General features: G+C 60.1%; 19 protein-coding genes and 1 pseudogene. 15 read left to right on the forward strand and 5 right to left on the reverse strand.

Annotated elements, in window-relative coordinates; genetic code table 11:
- Nucleotide 1 precedes the first annotated feature (1 nt).
- The 4 genes from ACW55A_RS14060 (at nt 2) to ACW55A_RS14075 (ending at nt 3,308) form a co-directional block, all read left to right on the forward strand.
- Complete coding sequence (locus ACW55A_RS14060) at nt 2-697, forward strand: SPOR domain-containing protein (protein WP_002551645.1); 696 nt, start codon at nt 2-4, stop codon at nt 695-697.
- A gap of 206 nt (nt 698-903) precedes the next feature.
- Nucleotides 904-1,434 (forward strand): ATP-dependent protease subunit HslV, encoded by a 531-nt coding sequence (gene hslV, locus ACW55A_RS14065; protein WP_003392345.1) that lies wholly within the window; start codon nt 904-906, stop codon nt 1,432-1,434.
- 66 nt (nt 1,435-1,500) lie between these two features.
- Complete coding sequence (gene hslU / locus ACW55A_RS14070) at nt 1,501-2,838, forward strand: ATP-dependent protease ATPase subunit HslU (RefSeq protein ID WP_455808282.1); 1,338 nt, start codon at nt 1,501-1,503, stop codon at nt 2,836-2,838.
- A gap of 92 nt (nt 2,839-2,930) precedes the next feature.
- Entirely contained in the window at nt 2,931-3,308 is a 378-nt protein-coding gene (locus ACW55A_RS14075) for a gamma-butyrobetaine hydroxylase family protein (protein WP_003316640.1), read from the forward strand.
- A 153-nt stretch (nt 3,309-3,461) separates the two neighbouring features.
- Here the strand turns inward: ACW55A_RS14075 and ACW55A_RS14080 are convergent, their stop codons facing one another.
- From ACW55A_RS14080 to ACW55A_RS14090, 3 genes and pseudogenes are all read right to left on the reverse strand, one after another.
- Nucleotides 3,462-4,163, reverse strand: a complete 702-nt coding sequence (locus ACW55A_RS14080) for a phasin family protein (protein WP_455808283.1) — start codon at nt 4,161-4,163, stop codon at nt 3,462-3,464.
- Between the two features lie 86 nt (nt 4,164-4,249).
- Nucleotides 4,250-4,369, reverse strand: a pseudogene (locus ACW55A_RS14085) (phasin family protein); the annotation flags it as partial.
- Nucleotides 4,370-4,433: 64 nt separating this feature from the next.
- Nucleotides 4,434-4,712: a polyhydroxyalkanoic acid system family protein gene (locus tag ACW55A_RS14090; RefSeq protein WP_003316638.1), complete on the reverse strand. Its 279-nt coding sequence runs from the start codon at nt 4,710-4,712 to the stop codon at nt 4,434-4,436.
- Nucleotides 4,713-4,856: 144 nt separating this feature from the next.
- On the opposite strand from ACW55A_RS14090, the gene ubiE reads away from it, so the two are divergent.
- The 11 genes from ubiE (at nt 4,857) to ACW55A_RS14145 (ending at nt 15,111) form a co-directional block, all read left to right on the forward strand.
- A complete protein-coding gene (gene ubiE / locus ACW55A_RS14095; RefSeq protein WP_002551635.1) occupies nt 4,857-5,627 on the forward strand; it encodes a bifunctional demethylmenaquinone methyltransferase/2-methoxy-6-polyprenyl-1,4-benzoquinol methylase UbiE in 771 nt (256 codons plus the stop codon).
- Nucleotides 5,627-6,250 carry a ubiquinone biosynthesis accessory factor UbiJ gene (locus tag ACW55A_RS14100; protein WP_003316636.1) on the forward strand — a complete coding sequence of 208 codons (624 nt, stop codon included), beginning with the start codon at nt 5,627-5,629 and terminating at the stop codon, nt 6,248-6,250. Before ubiE ends, ACW55A_RS14100 begins: the two co-directional genes overlap by 1 nt.
- A complete protein-coding gene (gene ubiB / locus ACW55A_RS14105; protein ID WP_455808284.1) occupies nt 6,247-7,866 on the forward strand; it encodes a ubiquinone biosynthesis regulatory protein kinase UbiB in 1,620 nt (539 codons plus the stop codon). The genes ACW55A_RS14100 and ubiB overlap by 4 nt, the downstream gene beginning before the upstream one ends.
- A gap of 67 nt (nt 7,867-7,933) precedes the next feature.
- Nucleotides 7,934-8,326 carry a phosphoribosyl-AMP cyclohydrolase gene (gene hisI, locus ACW55A_RS14110; RefSeq protein WP_003432368.1) on the forward strand — a complete coding sequence of 131 codons (393 nt, stop codon included), beginning with the start codon at nt 7,934-7,936 and terminating at the stop codon, nt 8,324-8,326.
- Between the two features lie 2 nt (nt 8,327-8,328).
- Nucleotides 8,329-8,661: a phosphoribosyl-ATP diphosphatase gene (locus tag ACW55A_RS14115; protein ID WP_002551631.1), complete on the forward strand. Its 333-nt coding sequence runs from the start codon at nt 8,329-8,331 to the stop codon at nt 8,659-8,661.
- A 44-nt stretch (nt 8,662-8,705) separates the two neighbouring features.
- The gene (locus tag ACW55A_RS14120; protein ID WP_003316632.1) at nt 8,706-8,981 is read left to right on the forward strand and encodes a twin-arginine translocase TatA/TatE family subunit; all 276 of its coding nucleotides are present in this window, start codon (nt 8,706-8,708) and stop codon (nt 8,979-8,981) included.
- A gap of 4 nt (nt 8,982-8,985) precedes the next feature.
- Entirely contained in the window at nt 8,986-9,462 is a 477-nt protein-coding gene (tatB, locus tag ACW55A_RS14125; protein WP_003365964.1) for a Sec-independent protein translocase protein TatB, read from the forward strand.
- The gene (gene tatC / locus ACW55A_RS14130; protein ID WP_003365962.1) at nt 9,459-10,259 is read left to right on the forward strand and encodes a twin-arginine translocase subunit TatC; all 801 of its coding nucleotides are present in this window, start codon (nt 9,459-9,461) and stop codon (nt 10,257-10,259) included. The genes tatB and tatC overlap by 4 nt, the downstream gene beginning before the upstream one ends.
- The gene (locus ACW55A_RS14135) at nt 10,256-10,963 is read left to right on the forward strand and encodes a 16S rRNA (uracil(1498)-N(3))-methyltransferase (protein WP_455808285.1); all 708 of its coding nucleotides are present in this window, start codon (nt 10,256-10,258) and stop codon (nt 10,961-10,963) included. The genes tatC and ACW55A_RS14135 overlap by 4 nt, the downstream gene beginning before the upstream one ends.
- Before the next feature lie 88 nt (nt 10,964-11,051).
- Nucleotides 11,052-12,965 (forward strand): HAMP domain-containing methyl-accepting chemotaxis protein, encoded by a 1,914-nt coding sequence (locus tag ACW55A_RS14140; protein WP_498811352.1) that lies wholly within the window; start codon nt 11,052-11,054, stop codon nt 12,963-12,965.
- Between the two features lie 202 nt (nt 12,966-13,167).
- Nucleotides 13,168-15,111 carry a methyl-accepting chemotaxis protein gene (locus ACW55A_RS14145; protein ID WP_498811353.1) on the forward strand — a complete coding sequence of 648 codons (1,944 nt, stop codon included), beginning with the start codon at nt 13,168-13,170 and terminating at the stop codon, nt 15,109-15,111.
- A 463-nt stretch (nt 15,112-15,574) separates the two neighbouring features.
- On the opposite strand, the gene mdoH is transcribed toward ACW55A_RS14145, so the two are convergent.
- On the reverse strand, nt 15,575-18,157 hold the full coding sequence (gene mdoH / locus ACW55A_RS14150) for a glucans biosynthesis glucosyltransferase MdoH (RefSeq protein ID WP_065350831.1): 2,583 nt from the start codon (nt 18,155-18,157) through the stop codon (nt 15,575-15,577).
- Nucleotides 18,150-20,048, reverse strand: a complete 1,899-nt coding sequence (locus tag ACW55A_RS14155) for a glucan biosynthesis protein G (protein ID WP_498811354.1) — start codon at nt 20,046-20,048, stop codon at nt 18,150-18,152. Before ACW55A_RS14155 ends, mdoH begins: the two co-directional genes overlap by 8 nt.
- Between the last annotated feature and the right edge of the window lie 99 nt (nt 20,049-20,147).

Raw genomic sequence — 20,147 nt, forward strand, 5'->3', positions numbered from 1 at the left:
GTTGGCAGTTGCGAAGAAGAAACCGGCACCCAAGCGGGGCGCCAGCCGTTATCAGGCACCCGCGAAGAAGCCGATTCCAGGATGGTTGTGGCTGGCGATTGGCTTGACCGTGGGCGCATTCGTGGTCTTTCTGATGAAGCTTGAACCGGGCGGCGAAGACGTCAAGCGGGTCAAGGCGGACGCCAAGGCCGCGAAGATCGCCGAGGCGAATAAAACACCACCGAGCCCGACGGCTCCGGTCAAGCCGAAGTACGACTTCTACACATTGCTGCCGGAATCGGAAGTGATCGTGCCGAACGAAGCCGTGCCGGAGAAGACACCGCCGCCTGTGGCACCGACAGCACCGGTCTCGCCGGAACAGGCAGCCAAGATCGACACGGCACGCGCCCAGGCAGCCCTCAGCGGCCTGACGCCTCCGCCAGCGCCACCGGTTGCGACCACCAAGCCGGCCGCGGTGACGACGTTCTTCCTGCAGGCGGGCTCGTTCCGCAAACAGGCTGACGCCGAGAAGGTTCGCGCGCAAATCATCCTGCTGGGCCAGACGTCTACCGTCGAGTCAGGCACTGTGAAGGATGAAACCTGGTACCGCGTACTGGTCGGCCCGTTCAGCAACCGCGAACAACTGACCACCGCCCAGAAACAACTGGCAAGCGGCGGATTTAGTAACCTGTTGTTGCAACAGCGTCAGAGCCGCTAGCTGAAACAGAGCGCGCAAAGCGCTCTGCGCTATAGGTGGGAGTGAGCTTGCTCACGAAGAGGCCGTTACAACTGCCGGAGATTTATGCCTCCGGCAGTCAGCTGCCAGTTATCCCCGCTGTTCATCCTCAAGGTTGAAATACTCACCCACACCCCCATATGAGTTTGCATCAGGGCATTTTCGCCCCGCAGTGTGGAGATTCTCCCTTGACCACCATCGTTTCAGTGCGCCGCCACGGTAAAGTCGTCATGGCTGGCGACGGCCAGGTTTCTCTGGGCAACACCGTCATGAAAGGCAACGCCAAAAAGGTACGCCGCCTGTATCACGGTGAAGTGATCGCCGGCTTCGCTGGCGCGACCGCCGATGCATTCACGCTGTTCGAACGCTTCGAGGCCCAACTGGAAAAACACCAGGGGCATTTGGTTCGTGCAGCCGTCGAACTGGCCAAGGACTGGCGCACCGATCGCTCACTGAGCCGTCTTGAAGCCATGCTGGCCGTCGCCAACAAGGACGCCTCGCTGATCATCACCGGCAACGGTGACGTGGTCGAGCCCGAGGACGGCCTGATCGCCATGGGCTCCGGCGGCGCATTCGCTCAGGCCGCAGCACGCGCCCTGCTGCTCAAGACCGACCTGTCGGCCCGCGAAATTGCCGAGACTTCCCTGCATATCGCCGGCGACATCTGCGTGTTCACCAACCACAACATCACCATTGAGGAGCAGGACCTCGCTGGCTAAGCCGCTGCCGGGCCGCACACCCTGTGGCCCCACCGACTTGCCCGCAACAGAGGACCGTGAATAACCATGTCAATGACTCCCCGCGAAATCGTCCATGAACTTAATCGCCATATCATCGGCCAGGACGATGCCAAGCGCGCCGTGGCCATTGCCCTGCGCAATCGCTGGCGCCGCATGCAGTTGCCTGAAGACCTGCGTGTCGAAGTAACCCCCAAGAACATTCTGATGATCGGCCCGACCGGTGTCGGCAAGACCGAAATCGCCCGTCGTCTGGCCAAGCTCGCCAACGCACCGTTCATCAAGGTCGAAGCCACCAAATTCACCGAAGTGGGTTATGTGGGTCGTGATGTAGAGTCGATCATCCGTGATCTGGCCGACGCTGCGATCAAGCTGCTGCGCGAACAGGAAATCGTCAAGGTGCGTCACCGCGCCGAAGATGCCGCTGAAGAGCGCATTCTCGACGCCCTGCTGCCACCGGCCCGGGTCGGCTTCAACGAAGACCCGGCGCAGAGCAGCGATTCCAACACCCGTCAGCTGTTCCGCAAGCGCCTGCGCGAAGGCCAGCTGGATGACAAGGAAATTGAAATCGAGATCAACGAAGCCGTTGGTGTCGATATCTCCGCGCCGCCTGGCATGGAAGAGATGACCAATCAGTTACAGAGCCTGTTTGCCAACATGGGCAAGGGCAAAACCAAGAGCCGCAAGCTCAAGGTCAAGGAAGCGCTCAAGCTGGTACGCGAAGAAGAAGCTGGCCGTCTGGTCAATGAAGAAGAGCTGAAAGCCAAGGCACTGGAAGCGGTCGAGCAGCACGGCATCGTGTTCATCGACGAAATCGACAAGGTTGCCAAGCGCGGTAATTCGGGCGGTGTCGACGTGTCCCGTGAGGGCGTGCAGCGCGACCTGCTGCCGCTGATCGAAGGTTGCACCGTGAACACCAAACTGGGCATGGTCAAGACCGACCACATCCTGTTTATTGCGTCGGGCGCATTCCATTTGAGCAAACCGAGCGATCTGGTCCCCGAGCTGCAGGGCCGCCTGCCAATTCGCGTTGAACTCAAGGCGCTGTCGCCACAGGACTTCGAGCGCATCCTCAGCGAGCCGCATGCGTCGTTGACCGAACAGTACCGCGAGCTGCTCAAGACCGAAGGCCTGAAGATCGAGTTCAAGCCTGAAGGCATCAAGCGTCTGGCCGAGATTGCCTGGCAGGTCAACGAGAAGACCGAGAACATCGGTGCCCGCCGCCTGCATACGCTGCTTGAGCGCCTGCTTGAGGAAGTCTCGTTCAGCGCCGGTGACCTGGCCATCAACCCTGACGCAGCGCCGATCGAGATCGACGCGGAATACGTCAATAGTCACCTGGGTGATCTGGCAGAAAACGAAGACCTGTCGCGTTATATTCTCTAAGCCACACGCGGTTGGCATTTCAGGCTGCAAGAGGTTGTTCACTCTTGCAGCTTTTTGCTTCTGCCCGACGCTTAAAACCCGAGACTGCAGCCATGCCCGCTCTGCCCACTGCCATCCAGTTGCACAAGGCCTCCAAGACCCTGACGCTGAAATACGCGCCGGATGAGGAATACCATTTGCCCGCAGAATTTCTGCGGGTGCATTCCCCTTCTGCGGAAGTTCAGGGCCACGGCCGGCCGATCCTGCAATTCGGCAAACTGGGAGTCGGCCTGACCAAGGTCGAGCCTGCCGGGCAATATGCGCTTAAGCTCACCTTCGATGACGGCCATGACAGCGGCCTGTTTACCTGGGAATACCTGTACGAACTGGCCACACGCCAGGCTTCGCTGTGGGAAGACTACTTGCAGGAGCTTGAGAAAGCCGGCAAATCCCGCGACCCTTCCGAACACGTCATCAAACTGATGCTCTGACCCCGCCTTACAGGTGTCCGCATGAACAGCATCGTGCCGATGCTGGAGCGCTAGGAACGATAGGTGTCCGTAAGAGCCCCATCGTGCCCATGCTCCGCGTGGGTATGCCGTTCTGGACGCTCTACGTCTGGTCTTCTTTGTTGCAGCCGGGTATCAGGACTGAATAGCGGGTTTTTCCGATGCAGCCGGCGTAGAAGGCTTGGCCGCAGGTTTGGCGGCCGGCTTTCTTGCCGCTGGTTTTTTCGCTGCGGCAGGCTTTTTGGCAGCCTCGACGGGCTTGGCCGCTGCTTTCTTGACGGCAGGCTTGGCTGCTACGGTTTTGTTGGCTGACTTGTCCGCCACTTTGGCGACAGGTTTGGCAGCAGCCTTGACCAACGGTTTTGCCGCGCTCTTCGCCGCTGCCGGTTTGGCCGCCACAGTGCGCGAGGCAGCCGGTTTGGCTTTCGCGCCCACTAATAGTTCGATCTGTCGGCTCAGCTGGTCGACCTTGCTGTGCAGCGCCTGCACCTCAGTGCGACTCGGCACACCCAAGCGTGAAATCGCGCCATTCAGACGCTTGTCGAAAGCCTCTTCCAGCTCGTTCCACTTGCCAACCGCAAGGTCTTTCACGTCGTCCACACGGGACTTGGCCGACTTGCTGGTGCTCTTGACGTCATCGAGCTGCTTCTGCGCTTCGGCCTTGGTCAGCTTCTCGGCTTTTTCGCCGTCCTTGACCAGGGTCTCGAAAAGCTTGCTGCCATCATTGCTGATCTTGGAATACGCGCCCAAACCAGCCAGCCAGATCTGACGAGAGTACTTCTCAACCTCGCCCATCCAGGAGCTGCCATCTTTGTCGGTTTTTTTCTTGCCAGCCATCCTGTTCTCCTTATCGTCCAGACTTGGAACACCCGAGTCGTTTCGGCACGCAGCGTTCGAGCTTTTATCGGCCCGACACGCTCGAGCAATGCCGTCAGCTCATCGAGCCAGGCAAAGAGCGTGTCTACATCATGTTTAGACGGGATACCGACCCGGTTCAAGGCCTTTGCGACTCTAAGGTCGAAAGCACGCTCGATTCTGTCGATTTGCGCTCACAAAAGAGCGCATGGGCATACGGCGGCGAAGAAAAAAATGGGCTGCGTACAACGCTCAGGCAGCGAGCGCCTTGTCCAGAACGCGCTCGACTTCAGTCTTGATCGAACCGCTCATGGCCGACAGGATGAAGTTCAGCTCGATGTTGACGCGGATCAAAGCCTCTTCGACCTCGACCTCACCCTTGGCTCCCTTGCCCTCCAGTTTTACGGTATCGCCAGCCCATTCGTGAGCCAGTCCGTATCGGGTGGACAGCTTCTCGACCAGTTGCTCGGCCTTTTCGCGAGCCTTCTCAAGGCCCAGGGCGTGCGGGCGTTCAACGGTTATCTTGGCCATCGGAGGCTTCCTTGATCGTCATATGAAATGCGGCGCAACTATATACACCCGCCCGCATCCAAGAAAGCGTTGCAGGTGAGCCTTGTCAAGACAAAGCCGGCCTTGGCGATTAGAATGACCCGCACTCTATTCCGGTGAAGCGATATGAACGATCAGCGCAAAGGCAGCGATGCCGAACCTACGACTCACTTCGGTTACAAAAATGTACCGGAAAGCCAGAAGGCAGAAAAAGTCGCTGAGGTTTTCCATTCGGTAGCGGCCAAGTACGACCTGATGAACGACCTGCTGTCCGGCGGCATGCATCGCCTGTGGAAGCGTTTCGCAATCGAGCTGTCCGGCGTCCGCACCGGCAACCGCGTGCTGGATATTGCTGGCGGTACGGGCGACCTGACCCGCAAATTCTCCAACCTGGTCGGTCCGACCGGCCAGGTGGTACTGGCTGATATCAACGCCTCCATGCTCAAGGTCGGCCGTGACCGCCTGCTGGACCTGGGTGTGTCGGGCAACGTCGAGTTCGTCCAGGCAGACGCCGAAAAGCTGCCATTTCCGGACAACCATTTCGACTGCGTGACCATCGCGTTCGGCCTGCGCAACGTGACGCACAAGGAAGACGCCCTGCGTTCCATGCTGCGCGTTCTCAAGCCGGGTGGTCGTCTGCTGGTACTGGAGTTTTCCAAGCCGACCAACAAGCTGATGTCCAAGGCCTACGACGCCTACTCGTTCGCGTTCATGCCATTGATGGGCAAGCTGGTCACCAATGACTCGGAAAGCTACCGTTATCTGGCCGAATCGATCCGCATGCACCCCAACCAGGAAACCCTCAAGTCGATGATGGTAGAAGCCGGTTTTGACCGCGTGACCTATCACAACATGACTGCCGGCGTCGTGGCCCTGCATCGCGGTATCAAACCCTGATGTTGCTCCGGGGGCTGCTCGCCAGCATCGAGCACGGCATCAATCGGGTGCTGCGCCTGGACAGCACCGCGCTGCCACGCATGGCGCGTCTGTCCGGACGTGTCATTGCGGTGGACTGTCGCGATCCGTCCCTGAAGCTGTTCATCCTGCCCAGCGACGAAGGCTTGCTGCTCGCCGCTGACTGGGCTGCCGAGGCTGACTGCACCCTGCGCGCGCCGGCTTCCAGCCTGGTGCGGCTGGCCCTGAGCAAAGACAAAACCGCTGTGTTGCACGGCCCGGATGTAGAACTCGACGGTGACAGCGGCGCGCTGCTGGAACTGGTCGGCATTCTTCAGGACCTGGAGCTGGACTGGGAACACGAACTGTCCAACTGGATCGGCCCGGTGGCCAGCCAGTTGTTCAGCAGCCACCTGCGCAACAGTGGGCGCTGGACGCGGGAAAGCTTCAACAGCCTCAGCCAGAACGTTGCCGACTACCTCAGCGAAGAATCGCGCACGCTGGTGGGCAAACACGAAGCCGAAGCACGATTCGCCGAACTCGACCAGATCAAGCTCGATCTGGAACGCCTCGAGGCGCGCTTTGCCCGCCTTGCCCACTCCCTCAATACCAGCGATAACGCATGAAGCTGCTTGCCGTCCGCCGTCTGTTTCGCATTCAACGTGTCGTTATCCGCTATCGCCTCGATGACCTGTTGTTCGCCCTGCCCCTGCCGTGGTGGATGCTCGCGCTGCGTTTCGTGCTGCCCTGGCGCTGGCTGCCACGGCGCAAATCCGAGCTGAGCCGGGGCGTACGCTTTCGTCTGGCGCTGCAGGACCTGGGGCCTATTTTCATCAAGTTCGGACAATTGCTGTCCACCCGGCGCGACCTGTTGCCCGAGGACATCGCCGACGAACTGATGCTGCTGCAGGACCGCGTGCCGCCGTTCGATCAGCAACTGGCGATCAAGCTGATCGAAGAACAGCTCGGCGCGCGCATCTGTGACGTGTTCAGCCGCTTTGACGAGAAGCCTTTGGCATCCGCTTCGGTCGCTCAGGTGCATGCCGCCTGCCTGAAGACCGGCGAAGAAGTCGTGGTCAAGGTGGTACGCCCCGGCCTCAAGCCGATCATCGGCCAGGATCTGGCGTGGCTGTTCATTCTCGCCCGCACCGCCGAGCGCGTCTCCGCCGATGCCCGCCTGCTGCACCCGGTGCAGGTGGTGATGGATTATGAAAAGACCATCTACGACGAACTCGACCTGCTGCGTGAAGCGGCCAACGCCAGCCAGTTGCGACGCAACTTCGAAGGCTCCGACCTGCTTTACGTGCCACAAGTCTACTGGGACTGGTGCCGCCCGAAAGTACTGGTCATGGAGCGTATCTACGGGCTTCAGGTAACCGATCTGGCCGCGCTGGCCGATCAGCGCACCGACATGAAACTGCTCGCCGAGCGCGGTGTGGAGATTTTCTTCACGCAGATATTTCGCGACAGTTTCTTCCACGCCGACATGCACCCTGGCAACATTTTCGTCAGCACGGTCAACCCGTGGGCGCCGAAGTACATTGCCATCGACTGCGGTATCGTCGGCAGTCTGACCCCGGAAGATCAGGATTATCTGGCGCGTAACCTGTTTGCCTTTTTCAAACGAGATTATCGTCGCGTTGCGCAACTGCACATCGATTCGGGCTGGGTGCCGGCAGAGACCAAGCTCAATGAATTCGAAGCGGCCATCCGCACGGTCTGCGAGCCGATTTTCGAGAAGCCGCTCAAGGATATTTCCTTCGGCCAGGTGCTGATGCGCCTGTTCCAGACCGCGCGCCGCTTCAATATGGAAGTCCAGCCGCAACTGGTTCTGCTGCAAAAGACCCTGCTCAACATCGAAGGCTTGGGTCGTCAGTTGTACCCTGATCTGGACCTGTGGAGCACCGCGCAGCCTTATCTGGAGCGCTGGATGCGTGAACGGGTCAGCCCGAAGACCATGCTGGGCAATCTGCAATCACAGGTCGAGCAACTGCCGCACATCGCGGGCATGACCCGTGACCTGCTGGAGCGCATGTCCCGCCCGCACGCCTCGGATCCGCCGCGCCCGTGGCACGATCGCAAGGACGAGCCGGTCCTGCGGCTGATCGGCGCGGCATTGCTGGTCGGCGGCGCGATACAGGGCTGGGTGATGAGCGAGGCCGCTACCCAGTTGCTGACGCTCACCGCGTGGCCGGCGGCGATCATGCTCATCGCCGGGCTGTATCTGATCGTTCGCCGATAGCCAGCAGCGGATGGCGCTGGCACACTGTTCAATCCGCCGGGCATGAACGCCGGCTGCCGGAGTAGATATGAAAGACTGGCTGGACGAGATTCACTGGAACAGCGACGGTCTGGTGCCTGCAATTGCTCAGGATCACAAGACCGGCCGGGTATTGATGATGGCCTGGATGAACCGCGAGGCCCTGAGCCTGACGGCGTCCGAGAACCGTGCCATCTATTGGTCGCGTTCGCGTGGCAAACTCTGGCGCAAAGGTGAAGAATCGGGTCATGTGCAAAAGCTGCATGAACTGCGCCTGGACTGTGACGCCGACGTCATTATCCTGATGGTCGAGCAGATCGGTGGCATCGCTTGCCATACCGGCCGCGAAAGTTGCTTCTACCGAGTGTATGAAAATTCAGGCTGGAAGACCGTAGACCCGGTTCTGAAAGATCCTGATGCTATTTACCAGGCAGGCCATTGAACATGACTGATACGTTGTCCCGTCTGGCCGAAGTGCTGGAATCACGCAAGGACGCCGCTGCCGACAGCTCCTATGTCGCAAGCCTGTATCACAAGGGCCTGAACAAGATTCTGGAAAAGCTCGGCGAAGAGTCGATCGAGACCATCATCGCTGCCAAGGACGCTGCGGTCAGCGGTGATTGCAGTGACGTGATTTATGAAACCGCTGACCTGTGGTTCCACAGCATGGTGATGCTCGCCGCGCTGGGTCAGCACCCGCAGGCCGTGCTCGATGAACTGGACCGCCGATTCGGCTTGTCCGGCCACGCGGAAAAAGCCGCTCGCACGGCAGAGTAACGCTCTCCCCTTTCAAGCTTGAAATCTTTTACGAGGACTGTTTCATGGGTATTTTTGACTGGAAACACTGGATCGTCATCCTGATCGTCGTTGTACTGGTTTTCGGGACCAAGAAACTCAAGGGCCTGGGCAGCGACGTCGGCGAATCGATCAAGGGCTTTCGCAAGGCGATGAATGACGACGACAAGCCAGCCGAACAGCCTGCACCTCAACCCCAGCAGGCCCAGCCAGCGCCACAGGGCTCGCCGCTGAATCAGCCACACACTATTGACGCTCAGGCGCACAAAGTCGACGAGCCGATCCGCAAAGACCAGGTTTAAGCCCATGTTCGGTATCAGCTTCTCTGAACTGCTGCTCGTTGGCCTGGTTGCCTTGCTGGTACTGGGTCCCGAGCGCCTGCCGGGTGCTGCACGCACCGCAGGCTTATGGATCGGTCGGTTGAAGCGCAGCTTCAATGCGATCAAACAGGAAGTTGAACGTGAAATCGGGGCTGACGAGATTCGTCGGCAGTTGCACAACGAGCACATTCTTTCGCTGGAAGACGAAGCGCGCAAAATGTTCGCGCCCAATCAGCCGCCCGAGAACGGCTCCGAGCCGGTAAACCCGTCGCCCGCACCGGCAGCAGCCGAAGCGGCAAGCCCCGCGCACGATGAAGCCGCACACCATGAAATCGGCCCGGCACAACCTGCGGCGCCGAAGACCGAGCTGTCGCTGGAGAAAACCGCGAAACCGGCTGACGCCGGCACACCGGTCCCGACGCCTCCCGCCCACGATTCGTCATTGCCACCGCGAGCACCATGAGCGCTGATATCCCGGAAAACGATCAGCAAATGCCGCTGATCTCGCACCTCACCGAGTTGCGTACACGTCTGTTGCGTTGTGTTGCGGCAGTGTTCCTGATTTTTGCCGGCCTGTTCTACTTCACGCAGAAGATCTACACACTGGTCTCGGCGCCGCTGCGAGTCTATCTGCCTGAAGGCGCAACGATGATCGCCACCGATGTGGCCTCGCCGTTCATCACGCCGTTCAAGCTGACCATGATGGTCGCGCTGTTTCTGTCCATGCCGGTCATCCTGCATCAGATCTGGGGCTTTATCGCGCCAGGCCTGTACAAGCACGAGAAGCGCGTCGCGGTGCCCCTGCTGGTGTCGAGTATCATCCTGTTCTACGCAGGCATGGCGTTTGCCTACTTTCTGGTCTTCCCGCTGATTTTCCACTTCTTCGCTAGCGTGACGCCGGAAGGCGTTTCGATGATGACCGACATCGCCAGTTACCTGGACTTCGTGATGACGTTGTTCTTCGCCTTTGGCGTGGCCTTCGAAATCCCGGTGGCCGTGGTGTTGCTGGTGTGGATCGGCATCGTCGACGTCAAATACCTGAAGAAGATCCGCCCTTACGTGATCATCGGCTGCTTCGTGGTCGGCATGATCCTGACGCCGCCGGACATCTTCTCGCAGACGCTGCTGGCGGTGCCAATGTGGCTGCTCTTCGAGCTGGGCGTACTGTGCAGCACGATGATCAAGAAGCGTGGCGAACATCCGGACGATGAGACCGAGGACGCTGACAAGCAGGACCAGCCGCCCGCGACCACACCGTGAACCTGCTGCTGCTTGAGGAAGCCGATTTCATTGCGGCTGACCGGGTGGTCCTGCGTGATCGCCGTCTGAAGCACATGCAGGAGGTGCACCGCGCAGAGGCCGGCGACAGTGTGCGGGTGGGCCGCGTCAACGGCCTGCTGGGCAATGCCGAACTGCTGCGCCTTGAACCCCATGAGGCAGAGCTGCGTGTCGAACTGCAGAGTGCTCCTCCGGCAAAACTGCCGCTCACCCTGCTGCTGGCGTTGCCACGTCCCAAGATGTTACGCCGGGTGTTTCAGACCGTCGCGACCATGGGCGTGCCGAAAGTCATCCTGCTGAACAGCTACAGGGTGGAAAAAAGCTTCTGGCAGACGCCGTTTCTAGAGCCTGAAGCCATCCGCGCGCAACTGATTCTGGGCCTGGAACAGGCGCGCGATTCGGTGCTGCCTGAGATTGTGATCGAAAAGCGCTTCAAGCCTTTCGTTGAAGATCGCTTGCCGCAGATCGCGCTCGACACACTGGGCCTGGTTGGCCATCCCGGTGATTTCCCCGCCTGCCCTCGTGCGGTCACAGAGCAAGTCACGCTGGCCATCGGCCCTGAAGGGGGCTGGATACCCTACGAAATCGATCTGTTGCGTCAGTCGGGTTTGCAGCCCGTGCAATTGGGCGAACGTATCCTGCGCGTCGAAACCGCTGTAACGGCCCTTCTCGCCCGCTTGTTCTAAGCTGTCAGTGTCGACTCAATCGCTTCAGTTAACCGATAACTGGCCGATGCAATTGCATACTTAGAGCAAAAGACGTCAAGGAGTAGTCATGTCTCGTGGGTTATCCAAAAGCCTCGCCAATGCGAGTGTCAGCCTGAAATTGGCGATCGGCTTTGGCCTGGTACTGTTGATGACGCTGATGATTTCGGCCACCGGCTGGTTCAGCAATCAGGCCCTTATTGATCGTGGGGACCGTGTTACTGCGATTGCGCAGGTCAATGAGCTGACCCTTCAGTTGCGCATCAACCGTATGAGCTACGAGGCGCTGTACAACGCAGAGACCGCAGCGCAGGTCAGAAGTACGCTCGATCAACTGGACGCCGCGCTGCAAAGCGCCAGGAACCTGCTGCGATCCCCCGAGAACCTGCAATTGCTGGATGCCCAGATTCAGGCGACCCGCGACTATCGCCAGTCGTTTGAGGACATGAGCAAGGCGATCGAAACCCGCGAAGCGAGCCGCAGCCAGATGGGCGAAAACGCCGACAAGGCCGTGGATCAGGCCGACAGGATCGAAGCCGAACTGCTCAAGGAAGATAACATCCTGGCCTTCAATGGCATCGTCGGCGTCAGCAAGCTGATTCAGCAGGCGCGTTTTCAGGTACGTGGTTACACCTACAGCGGCCGTCCCGATTTCGAAAAAGACGCCAATAAGGCCATCGATGACGCGGTGACCGGGATCAACACGCTGGCTGGCGACATTTCTTCCACTTATTCGCCCATGCTGCAACAGGCCATCGCCGGGCTCAATGGCTACCGCGCGGCTGTGGGCCGCTACCGCGATGCCCAGGCCGCCTCCAAGGCCGCACTGGATAAAATGACCACGTTGGGCGTCAGCATGCTCGACACCAGCAACGACCTGATCATCCGGCAGAACAAGAGCCGTGACGCAGACAGCGCCAAGTCGGTCACGATGATCGCTGCCGCTACGGCGTTGGCGCTGATGCTGAGCATTCTCGCGGCGTGGGTCATCACTCGCCAGATCACCACCCCGTTGCAGGAGACCCTCGAAGTAGTGGAGCGGGTGGCCTCGGGCGACCTGAGTCGCAACCTCAAGGTTGATCGCAAGGACGAACTGGGCAAACTGCAGGCCACGATTCAACGTATGACGGTGAGCCTGCGTGAGCTGGTCGGCGGTATTCGCGATGGCGTCACCCAGATCGCCAGCGCGGCGGAAGAGCTGTCAGCGGTCACCGAGCAGACCAGCGCCGGAGTCAACAGCCAGAAGGTCGAAACCGATCAGGTCGCCACCGCCATGCATGAAATGACGGCAACGGTTCAGGAGGTTGCGCGCAACGCCGAGGAAGCCTCGGAAGCAGCAGTGGCGGCAGACCGTCAGGCCCGTGATGGCGAACGAGTGGTCAACGAGGCCATTGCGCAAATCGAACGTCTTGCCTCCGCGGTGGGCAACTCCAGCGAAGCGATGGGCGCGCTGAAACAGGAAAGCGACAAGATCGGCAGCGTGCTGGACGTCATCAAATCGGTCGCCGAACAGACCAACCTGCTGGCCTTGAACGCCGCTATCGAGGCAGCCCGCGCCGGTGAGGCCGGCCGGGGCTTTGCTGTGGTTGCCGATGAGGTGCGCAGTCTGGCGCAGCGCACGCAGAAATCCACCGAAGAGATCGAAGCACTGATTGCCGGCCTGCAAAGCGGCACACAGCAGGCCACAACGGTCATGGACAGCAGTCGCGAGCTGAGCACCAGCAGCGTGGAACTGACACGTCGGGCCGGAGGATCGCTGGAAAGCATCACCAAAACCGTCTCGGCGATCCAGGCGATGAATCAGCAGATCGCCGCCGCCGAAGAACAGAGCGCCACCGCCGAAGAGATCAACCGCAGCATCATCAACGTCCGCGACGTGTCCGAGCAGACATCGGCGGCCAGTGAAGAAACCGCGGCTTCCAGCGTAGAACTCGCAAGACTGGGCAACCACCTTCAGGTGCTGGTGAGCCGCTTCACCGTCTGACCTGTCAGCACACAGCCCGCGCCCGCACTCGGCGCGGGCCATTTTCCCCAACTAAATGTGACAGCGTTCACCCCTCCTTCGTACTCGGAAATCTCCTACGACCTTCTCAGGTCACGCAATGAGTCACCACGCCGATGCGCTCACAACGCACGTCCCGACGGGTTCGGAACGTGCTTTTGTTCGCTCATTGCAGGAGATTCCAATGTTCCGACTGATCAATCAAGCGCTCGGCAACATGAACGTCAGATTCAAGCTGTCCCTGGGTTTCGGCCTGGTGCTGCTATTGACGCTGATCATCACACTGACCGGCTGGCATGGCCTGTACACCATGATCGACCGCTCGGAGTCGCTCTCGGACATCGCCCAGCTCAACGGTCTGACCAAAGACCTGCGCGCCGAGCGAATCACCGACCGCGTTGAAAAAACGCCGGAGAGCACCGCGCTGGTCACAGAAAAGCTCAATGAAATGAAAGCCCAACTCACCCTCCTGCACACACAGAGTGAGGAGGAGGCAACCATCAAGCTGCTAAACGGCCAGTTCGAGATGCTGAACAGGCTGGAAAAGACCTTCGCGGACGTTCGCACCAACCGACAAACCCGCAACCAGATACGCGCGCGCCTGGAGCAGACGTCCGAACAGGCCTTGCAGGCCATCGCGCAGGTTGAGGTAGAGGTACTCAAAAGCGTCAGCCAGGAACAGGACAGCAGCGAGCGGATGGAGGAGTTCACCAACATTTCCCAACTGAGGCAGCAGGTGCAGACCGCTCGTTATCAGGTGCAGGCGTATACCTTCACCACCCGCGACGCGGATGAGCACGCGGCCATTGCGGCCATCGACGAAGCGCTCAAGGAGATCGGGCAGATCGCTCAGGATCAGGGCAATGAAAGCCTTCAGGGCCTGACCCCGGCGACCGCCGCCTTGCAGAGTTATCGGGAACGGCTTGGCGAGTTCAAGCAGATACAGACCAAGGCCGAAGCGGATCAGGAAATCATGGAAGGTCTTGGCGAAACGCTGCTGGACTCCGTCGCGGCGCTGAACCGCCTGCAGACTGCCCAGCGTGACAGCGAGGCGGCCAACTCCAGCGCCATGCTGAGCAGTGTTGCAGGCCTGGCATTGCTGATCGGATTGCTTGCCGCCTGGATCATGACCCGGCAGATCACCGTACCGTTGCAGCAGACACTCATCGCCGCAGCACGCATCGCCCAGGGCGACCTGAGTCGGGACATATCGGTCACACGCCGTGACGAAATGGGTCAGTTGCAACGCAGCATGCAGACCATGACCATCAGCCTGCGCGAACTGGTTGGCGGCATCAGCGAGGGCGTATCGCAGATCGCCAGCGCGGCCGAGCAATTGTCAGCAGTGACCAGGCAGACCTGCATCGGGGTCACCAGTCAGAAAGACGAAACCGATCAGGTGGCCACGGCCATGAATGAAATGGCCGCAACCGTGCAGGAAGTCGCGCGCAATGCGCAGGAAGCGTCGCAGGCGGCCGCTCAGGCGGATCAACAGGCGCGCAGTGGCGATGAAGTGGTCGGGCAGGCGATCAGTCAGATCGAGCAACTGGCTCTCAAGGTGCTGAACTCCACGCAGTCGATGAGCGCGCTCAAGCAGGAAAGCAACAAGATCGTTGGCGTTCTGGATGTGATCAAGTCTGTTTCACAGCAGACTAACCTGTTGGCCCTCAATGCGGCCATCGAGGCAGCCCGCGCGGGAGAGGCCGGGCGCGGCTTCGCGGTGGTTGCCGATGAAGTACGTGGTCTGGCGCAACGCACGCAAAAGTCTACCGAGGAAATCGAAGAGCTGATCGCTGCCCTGCAAACCGGCACCCAACAAGTCGCAACCGCCCTGGATAACAGCCGCACCCTGACCGACAACACGGTTGAGCTGAGCCGTCGCGCGGGTGGCGCACTGGAGCAGATCACCCGCACCGTGGCGACGATCCAGCACATGAACGAACAGATCGCTACCGCCAGCGAGGAACAGAGCGTAGTCGCCGAACAGATCAACCGTAACGTCATCAGCGTACGCGACATCTCCGAACAGACCGCTGCAGCCAGCGAGCAAACCGCAACCTCCAGCGTCGAACTCGCCAGGCTGGGAACGCACCTGCAGACACTGGTGGGGAAATTCAGGGTGGGTTGAACCCATGCCATCACGCCGGTAGACGTCCGGACAACGCCATCGTGCCCGCAGGCATACCGGAGAACATCATCGTGCCCACGCTGGAGCGTGAGGAACGATCGTCGGCAGGAATAACACTATCGTACCCATGCTCCGCGTGGGTATGCCGGTCTGGACGCTCCGCGTCCTCTTGCGACGCAGAGCGTCGTGAACTGCATTCCCACGCTGGAGCGTGAGGAACGATAGTCGGCAGGGATAACACCATCGTGCCCATGCTCCAGCGTGGGCATGCCGGTCTGGACGCTCTGCGTCCTCTTGCGACGCGATGCGTCGTGAACTGCATTCCCACGCTGGAGCGTGAGGAACGATCGGAGTTCTGAAGAACCCGTCTTGACCATGTCCTGTGCATGTATGTGCCACAAAGCCCAATAAAAAAGCCCCCGACGCGCTAGGCGTCAGGGGCTCTTTTCGTAGCCGGGCGGTTTTAGACCGGGACCGGCTCCGATGCTTTACCTACAGGCTGCAAAGGCAGCAAAGGCGCGTGCGGATCGGCTTCGATGGAAGCTCTCCACGCGGCCAGCCACTCTTCGTGACCTTCGCTCCAGACGCGCTCGTGCAAGCGGCCAAGGGCGACCGGGTCGCTCAGCAGCATCAGGCGTTCCTGATTGCCGAGTTTTGCCGGGCCGACCTTGAGTGCCTGATCAACACGTTCCATACGCACCACTTCAATCGGCTGAGCCTGACGGTGACGCGACGTCGCCAGGGCGCAAGCCAAGGCGTTCTGTCGCGGGTCGACCACAGCCCGAATGAAGCCCTGCTTCAGCGCATGCCAGCGGTTCTCGTAGGTGTACTGATCCGTCGAGATCAGCTCTTGCGGCGGCTCGAACTCTTCAGGAATCAGGAAGAACTTCTCGTCACGCGCCTTGACGCCCAGATTGGTACGGCTGGAAATCACCGACACCGGAATCGACAGCATCAACGACACCACGATCGGCGCTAGCCACCACAGGAAGCTTGGGTTCAACCAGAACACCAGCAAGGCCCAGCACGCGCCCAACAGGGTTTGCGGACCGTGGCGCTTCACTGCTTCGATCCACGGCGTGGAGTCATCGTCGCGTTGCGGCGAGTTCCAGGTCGCGGCCCAGCCCAGGAAAGCGGCCAGTACGAAGCGGGTGTGGAACAGCATGCGCACCGGAGCCAACAGCACCGAGAAGAGCATTTCCAGCAGCATCGAAATGGTGACCTTGAACTTGCCACCGAAGCCTTTCGCGCCCTTGGCCCAGATCAGAATAACGCTGAGCAGTTTAGGCAGGAACAGCAGGACGATGGTCGTCGAGAACAACGCAACAGCTTTTTCCGGGTGCCATTGTGGCCACAGCGGATACAGCTGACGCGGTTCAAGGAAGTAGGTCGGCTCCATCAGCGTGTTCACCGCCAGCAGGGCCGTGGACAGCACGAGGAAGAAGAACCACAACGGTGCCGACAGATAAGACATCACACCGGTCAGGAACACCGCACGGTGAACCGGGTGCATGCCCTTGACCAGGAACAGCCTGAAGTTCATCAGGTTGCCGTGGCACCAGCGACGGTCACGCTTGAGTTCGTCCAGCAGGTTGGGCGGCAACTCTTCGTAACTGCCTGGCAGGTCGTAAGCAATCCACACGCCCCAGCCGGCACGGCGCATCAGCGCAGCTTCGACGAAGTCGTGGGAGAGGATCGCACCGGCGAACGCGCCCTTGCCGGGCAACGGCGCCAGGGCGCAGTGCTCGATGAAGGGTTTCATGCGGATGATCGCGTTGTGACCCCAATAGTGGGATTCACCCAACTGCCAGAAGTGCAGACCGGCGGTGAACAGCGGACCATAGACCCGGGTAGCGAACTGCTGCATGCGTGCATACAGCGTGTCCATACCCGACGCACGTGGCGCGGTCTGGATGATACCAGCGTCCGGCGTGGCTTCCATCAGGCGAACCAGGCTGGTCAGACACTCACCGCTCATGACGCTGTCGGCGTCCAGCACGACCATGTAGCGGTATTCACCGCCCCAGCGACGGCAGAAGTCGTCGAGGTTGCCGCTTTTGCGTTTTACGCGGCGGCGACGGCGACGATAGAAGATCTTGCCGAAACCTTTGGTCTCGCGGCACACGTCCAGCCACGCCTGTTGCTCGGCAACGGCGATGTCGGTTTCGTTGGTGTCACTGAGCACGAAGAAATCGAAACGATCCAGGTCACCCGTGGCAGCTACCGACTCGAACGTAGCGCGCAGACCGGCGAAAACCCGAGGCACGTCCTCGTTGCAGATCGGCATGACCAGCGCAGTACGTGCGCCCTTTTCGATCGGCTCATTGCCAGCACTGGCACCCGAGATGCGATATTTGTCGCGACCGGTGAGCAGCTCAAGGAAGCCCATCAGCGCGGTCCAGAAACCGGCCGATACCCAGCAGAACAAAATCCCGAACAGCAACAGGATACTGGTCTGCAAGGCATAAGGCATGACCTGCAAGGCGGTCTGCACGAAGGTCTGACGGGTGATTTCGTCGAGCGAAACCAGCGACCAGCCCTGATACGGCAGGATGCCCTTCATGTACCAGCCAGCCACGATCGTCTGGCCCAGCATGAGGATCAGCAGGATGTAGCGACGGATCGAGCCGACGGTGCGCCAGCGCGCCTTCGGCAGATCCCGCGGCAGATCATCATGCGCGGGCTTGGGCGGGTTGGTCTTGCCGGTCAGGCGACGCCAGCCGCGCACCAGAATGTTGGTGCGCCATGGCTCTGGCACGACCTTGGTCCGGCGAATCGGCGGTGTCGCCTTCAGGCACAGGCGACCGCTGGCATCGACGCCGAGCATCTCGGCGTCCTCCAGCTGATCTGCGGTGGTCAGCGTCAGACGGCGACCCACCGAAGCCTGAGCGGCCTCGGCAGGGTCAGTGACCGGCTGCGCGGAAAGTCGCTCATGCAATTCGGCGAAGGTCGTGCAGCCGGCAAGTTCTGCCCGCTGCTCGTCGCTCATCGGTAAATGCGCCAGGTACTCGTTCAGAGACATTGGCACCGGTAGAGAATTACTCATCGCTCGGCAACTGATAGCTCCAGGTCTCGGTCATGACTTGCAACGTCTTGGCCGGTTCCGGATGGGTGGGCGCTGCCTCGGTTTCAGGCTGCTGAATTTCTTTACCGTCTTTATCCTTGGCTACTTCAGCCTTGGATGCGTCGGCTTTGCTTGCGTCGGCCTTGGCGACTTCGCCTTTGCCTTTGGCTGCATCAGCTTTTGCTGCGTCAGCCTTGCCAGCTTCAGACTTGGCAGTCTCAGGCTTGGCAGCTTCGGCCTTCGGCGCGTCGGCCTTGGCGATTTCTACCTGGTCGTTGGCGGACTCCTTGGCGACTGCCGGCTTGGCAGCTTCCTTGGCGGCAGCCTTCCTCTCTTCGGCCTTGTCAGCCACGAGCAGCGCAGGCTCCTTGCCTGGTTCGGCAGGGATTTCACGCAACAGGTAGGCGCGCATTTCGGTCGGCTTGCTGGAGTCCTTGACCTTCACCCGCAGGGTCAGGCGGTAGCCTTTGGTGACCGGGTTGTAGCGCAGGTTGTTTTCCACCAGTTCGACGTTGTCGTCAGTGGTCACCTGGCTGCGAATGGTCTTGTCTTCCGGCAGTGCGGCGAGAACCGGGCCCACGAAGTCGACTAGGAAGGCAAGGCTGCCGTCCGGCTGACGGATCAGGTTGGACTGACGCACGTCACCGATGGAGCGTTGGGTCTGCTTGACCCAGCCCAGATCCGGCGAGTGGATCGAGTTTTCCTGCATGGTCCAGTGCAAACGGTAGTCGAACGCCATTTCCTGGCCAGGTTCTGCCAGAGTTTCAGGCTTCCAGTAGGCCACGATGTTGTCGTTGGTCTCGTCGGCAGTCGGGATTTCGACCAGCTCGACAGTCCCTTTACCCCAATCGCCCTTCGGCTCGATCCAGGCACTTGGGCGCTTGTCGTAGCGGTCATCCAGGTCTTCGTACTGGCTGAAGTCGCGGCCGCGTTGCAGCAGACCGAAACCACGCGGGTTCTCGACCGAGAAGCTGCTGATGGACAGATGTTTAGGGTTGTTCAGCGGACGCCACAGCCACTCACCGTTGGCCGCCTGGATCGACAGACCGCTGGAATCGTGCAGTTCACGACGGTAGTTAGGCACACGCGAAGGCTGGTTGGCGCCGAACAGGAACATACTGGTCAGCGGAGCAACGCCCAGCTTGTTGACCTTGTCACGCAGGAACATGCGCGACTTCACGTCAACCAGGGTGTTGGTACCCGGACGCAGGGTCAGCTGATAGGCGCCAGTGGCACGCGGCGAGTCGAGCAGTGCGAAGATCACCAGATGGTTGTCATCCGGGCCCGGCTTCTCGATCCAGAATTCCTTGAAGCGCGGAAATTCTTCACCGGACGGCGAGGCAGTGTCGATCGCCATGCCGCGCGCGGACAGGCCATAAACCTGACCCTTGCCGATCACGCGGAAGTAGCTCGCGCCCAGCATGGTCATGATTTCGTCCTGCTTGTCATCCTTGTTGATCGGATACAGGACACGGAAACCGGCATAACCCAGTTTCTCGGTGGATTTTGGGTCGATCTTCAGATCGCCGAAGTCAAAACGACTCGGGTCGTATTTGATCTCGTCGACGCTGGTCGCGGTCACTTCGTTGATCTTGACCGGCGTGTCGAAGTGCATGCCCTGGTGGTAGAAAGACACTTTGAACGGAGTCTTTTCGCCCGCCCATTCGGCCTTGTCATCACGGAAGCGGATCTTCTGATAATCGGCGAACTTCATGTCGCGCAGCTCGTTCGGCAGATTGCTCCTCGGAGCCTCGAACTTCTGCCCGGCCATTTCTTTGGCCTTCGCCGCTACATCATCAAGGTTGAACGCCCACAGCTGACCTGCACTGAACAGGCATACAAGGGCCGAGCTTGCCAGAAGTGCACTACGCAACCGCTTGACAGGTGTCTTTGGAGCATCACAGGGACTAACAATCACGAGCAACCCTCGCCGAAAAACAGATGAAAAAACCAACGGCCAGCTATCAATGCC

Source organism: Plantibacter cousiniae (nom. nud.) (genome assembly GCF_977070315.1).

Excerpts from the sequence above, each read along its gene's own strand:
- ACW55A_RS14115 (WP_002551631.1), top strand. The coding sequence starts at position 8,329 with ATGACTGATACGTTGTCCCGTCTGGCCGAAGTGCTGGAATCACGCAAG.
- ubiB (WP_455808284.1), top strand. The coding sequence starts at position 6,247 with ATGAAGCTGCTTGCCGTCCGCCGTCTGTTTCGCATTCAACGTGTCGTT.
- ACW55A_RS14090 (WP_003316638.1), bottom strand. The coding sequence starts at position 4,712 with ATGGCCAAGATAACCGTTGAACGCCCGCACGCCCTGGGCCTTGAGAAG.
- ACW55A_RS14120 (WP_003316632.1), top strand. The coding sequence starts at position 8,706 with ATGGGTATTTTTGACTGGAAACACTGGATCGTCATCCTGATCGTCGTT.
- ubiE (WP_002551635.1), top strand. The coding sequence starts at position 4,857 with ATGAACGATCAGCGCAAAGGCAGCGATGCCGAACCTACGACTCACTTC.
- tatC (WP_003365962.1), top strand. The coding sequence starts at position 9,459 with ATGAGCGCTGATATCCCGGAAAACGATCAGCAAATGCCGCTGATCTCG.
- ACW55A_RS14080 (WP_455808283.1), bottom strand. The coding sequence starts at position 4,163 with ATGGCTGGCAAGAAAAAAACCGACAAAGATGGCAGCTCCTGGATGGGC.
- hisI (WP_003432368.1), top strand. The coding sequence starts at position 7,934 with ATGAAAGACTGGCTGGACGAGATTCACTGGAACAGCGACGGTCTGGTG.
- ACW55A_RS14140 (WP_498811352.1), top strand. The coding sequence starts at position 11,052 with ATGTCTCGTGGGTTATCCAAAAGCCTCGCCAATGCGAGTGTCAGCCTG.
- ACW55A_RS14145 (WP_498811353.1), top strand. The coding sequence starts at position 13,168 with ATGTTCCGACTGATCAATCAAGCGCTCGGCAACATGAACGTCAGATTC.
- tatB (WP_003365964.1), top strand. The coding sequence starts at position 8,986 with ATGTTCGGTATCAGCTTCTCTGAACTGCTGCTCGTTGGCCTGGTTGCC.
- ACW55A_RS14100 (WP_003316636.1), top strand. The coding sequence starts at position 5,627 with ATGTTGCTCCGGGGGCTGCTCGCCAGCATCGAGCACGGCATCAATCGG.
- ACW55A_RS14075 (WP_003316640.1), top strand. The coding sequence starts at position 2,931 with ATGCCCGCTCTGCCCACTGCCATCCAGTTGCACAAGGCCTCCAAGACC.
- mdoH (WP_065350831.1), bottom strand. The coding sequence starts at position 18,157 with ATGAGTAATTCTCTACCGGTGCCAATGTCTCTGAACGAGTACCTGGCG.
- hslU (WP_455808282.1), top strand. The coding sequence starts at position 1,501 with ATGTCAATGACTCCCCGCGAAATCGTCCATGAACTTAATCGCCATATC.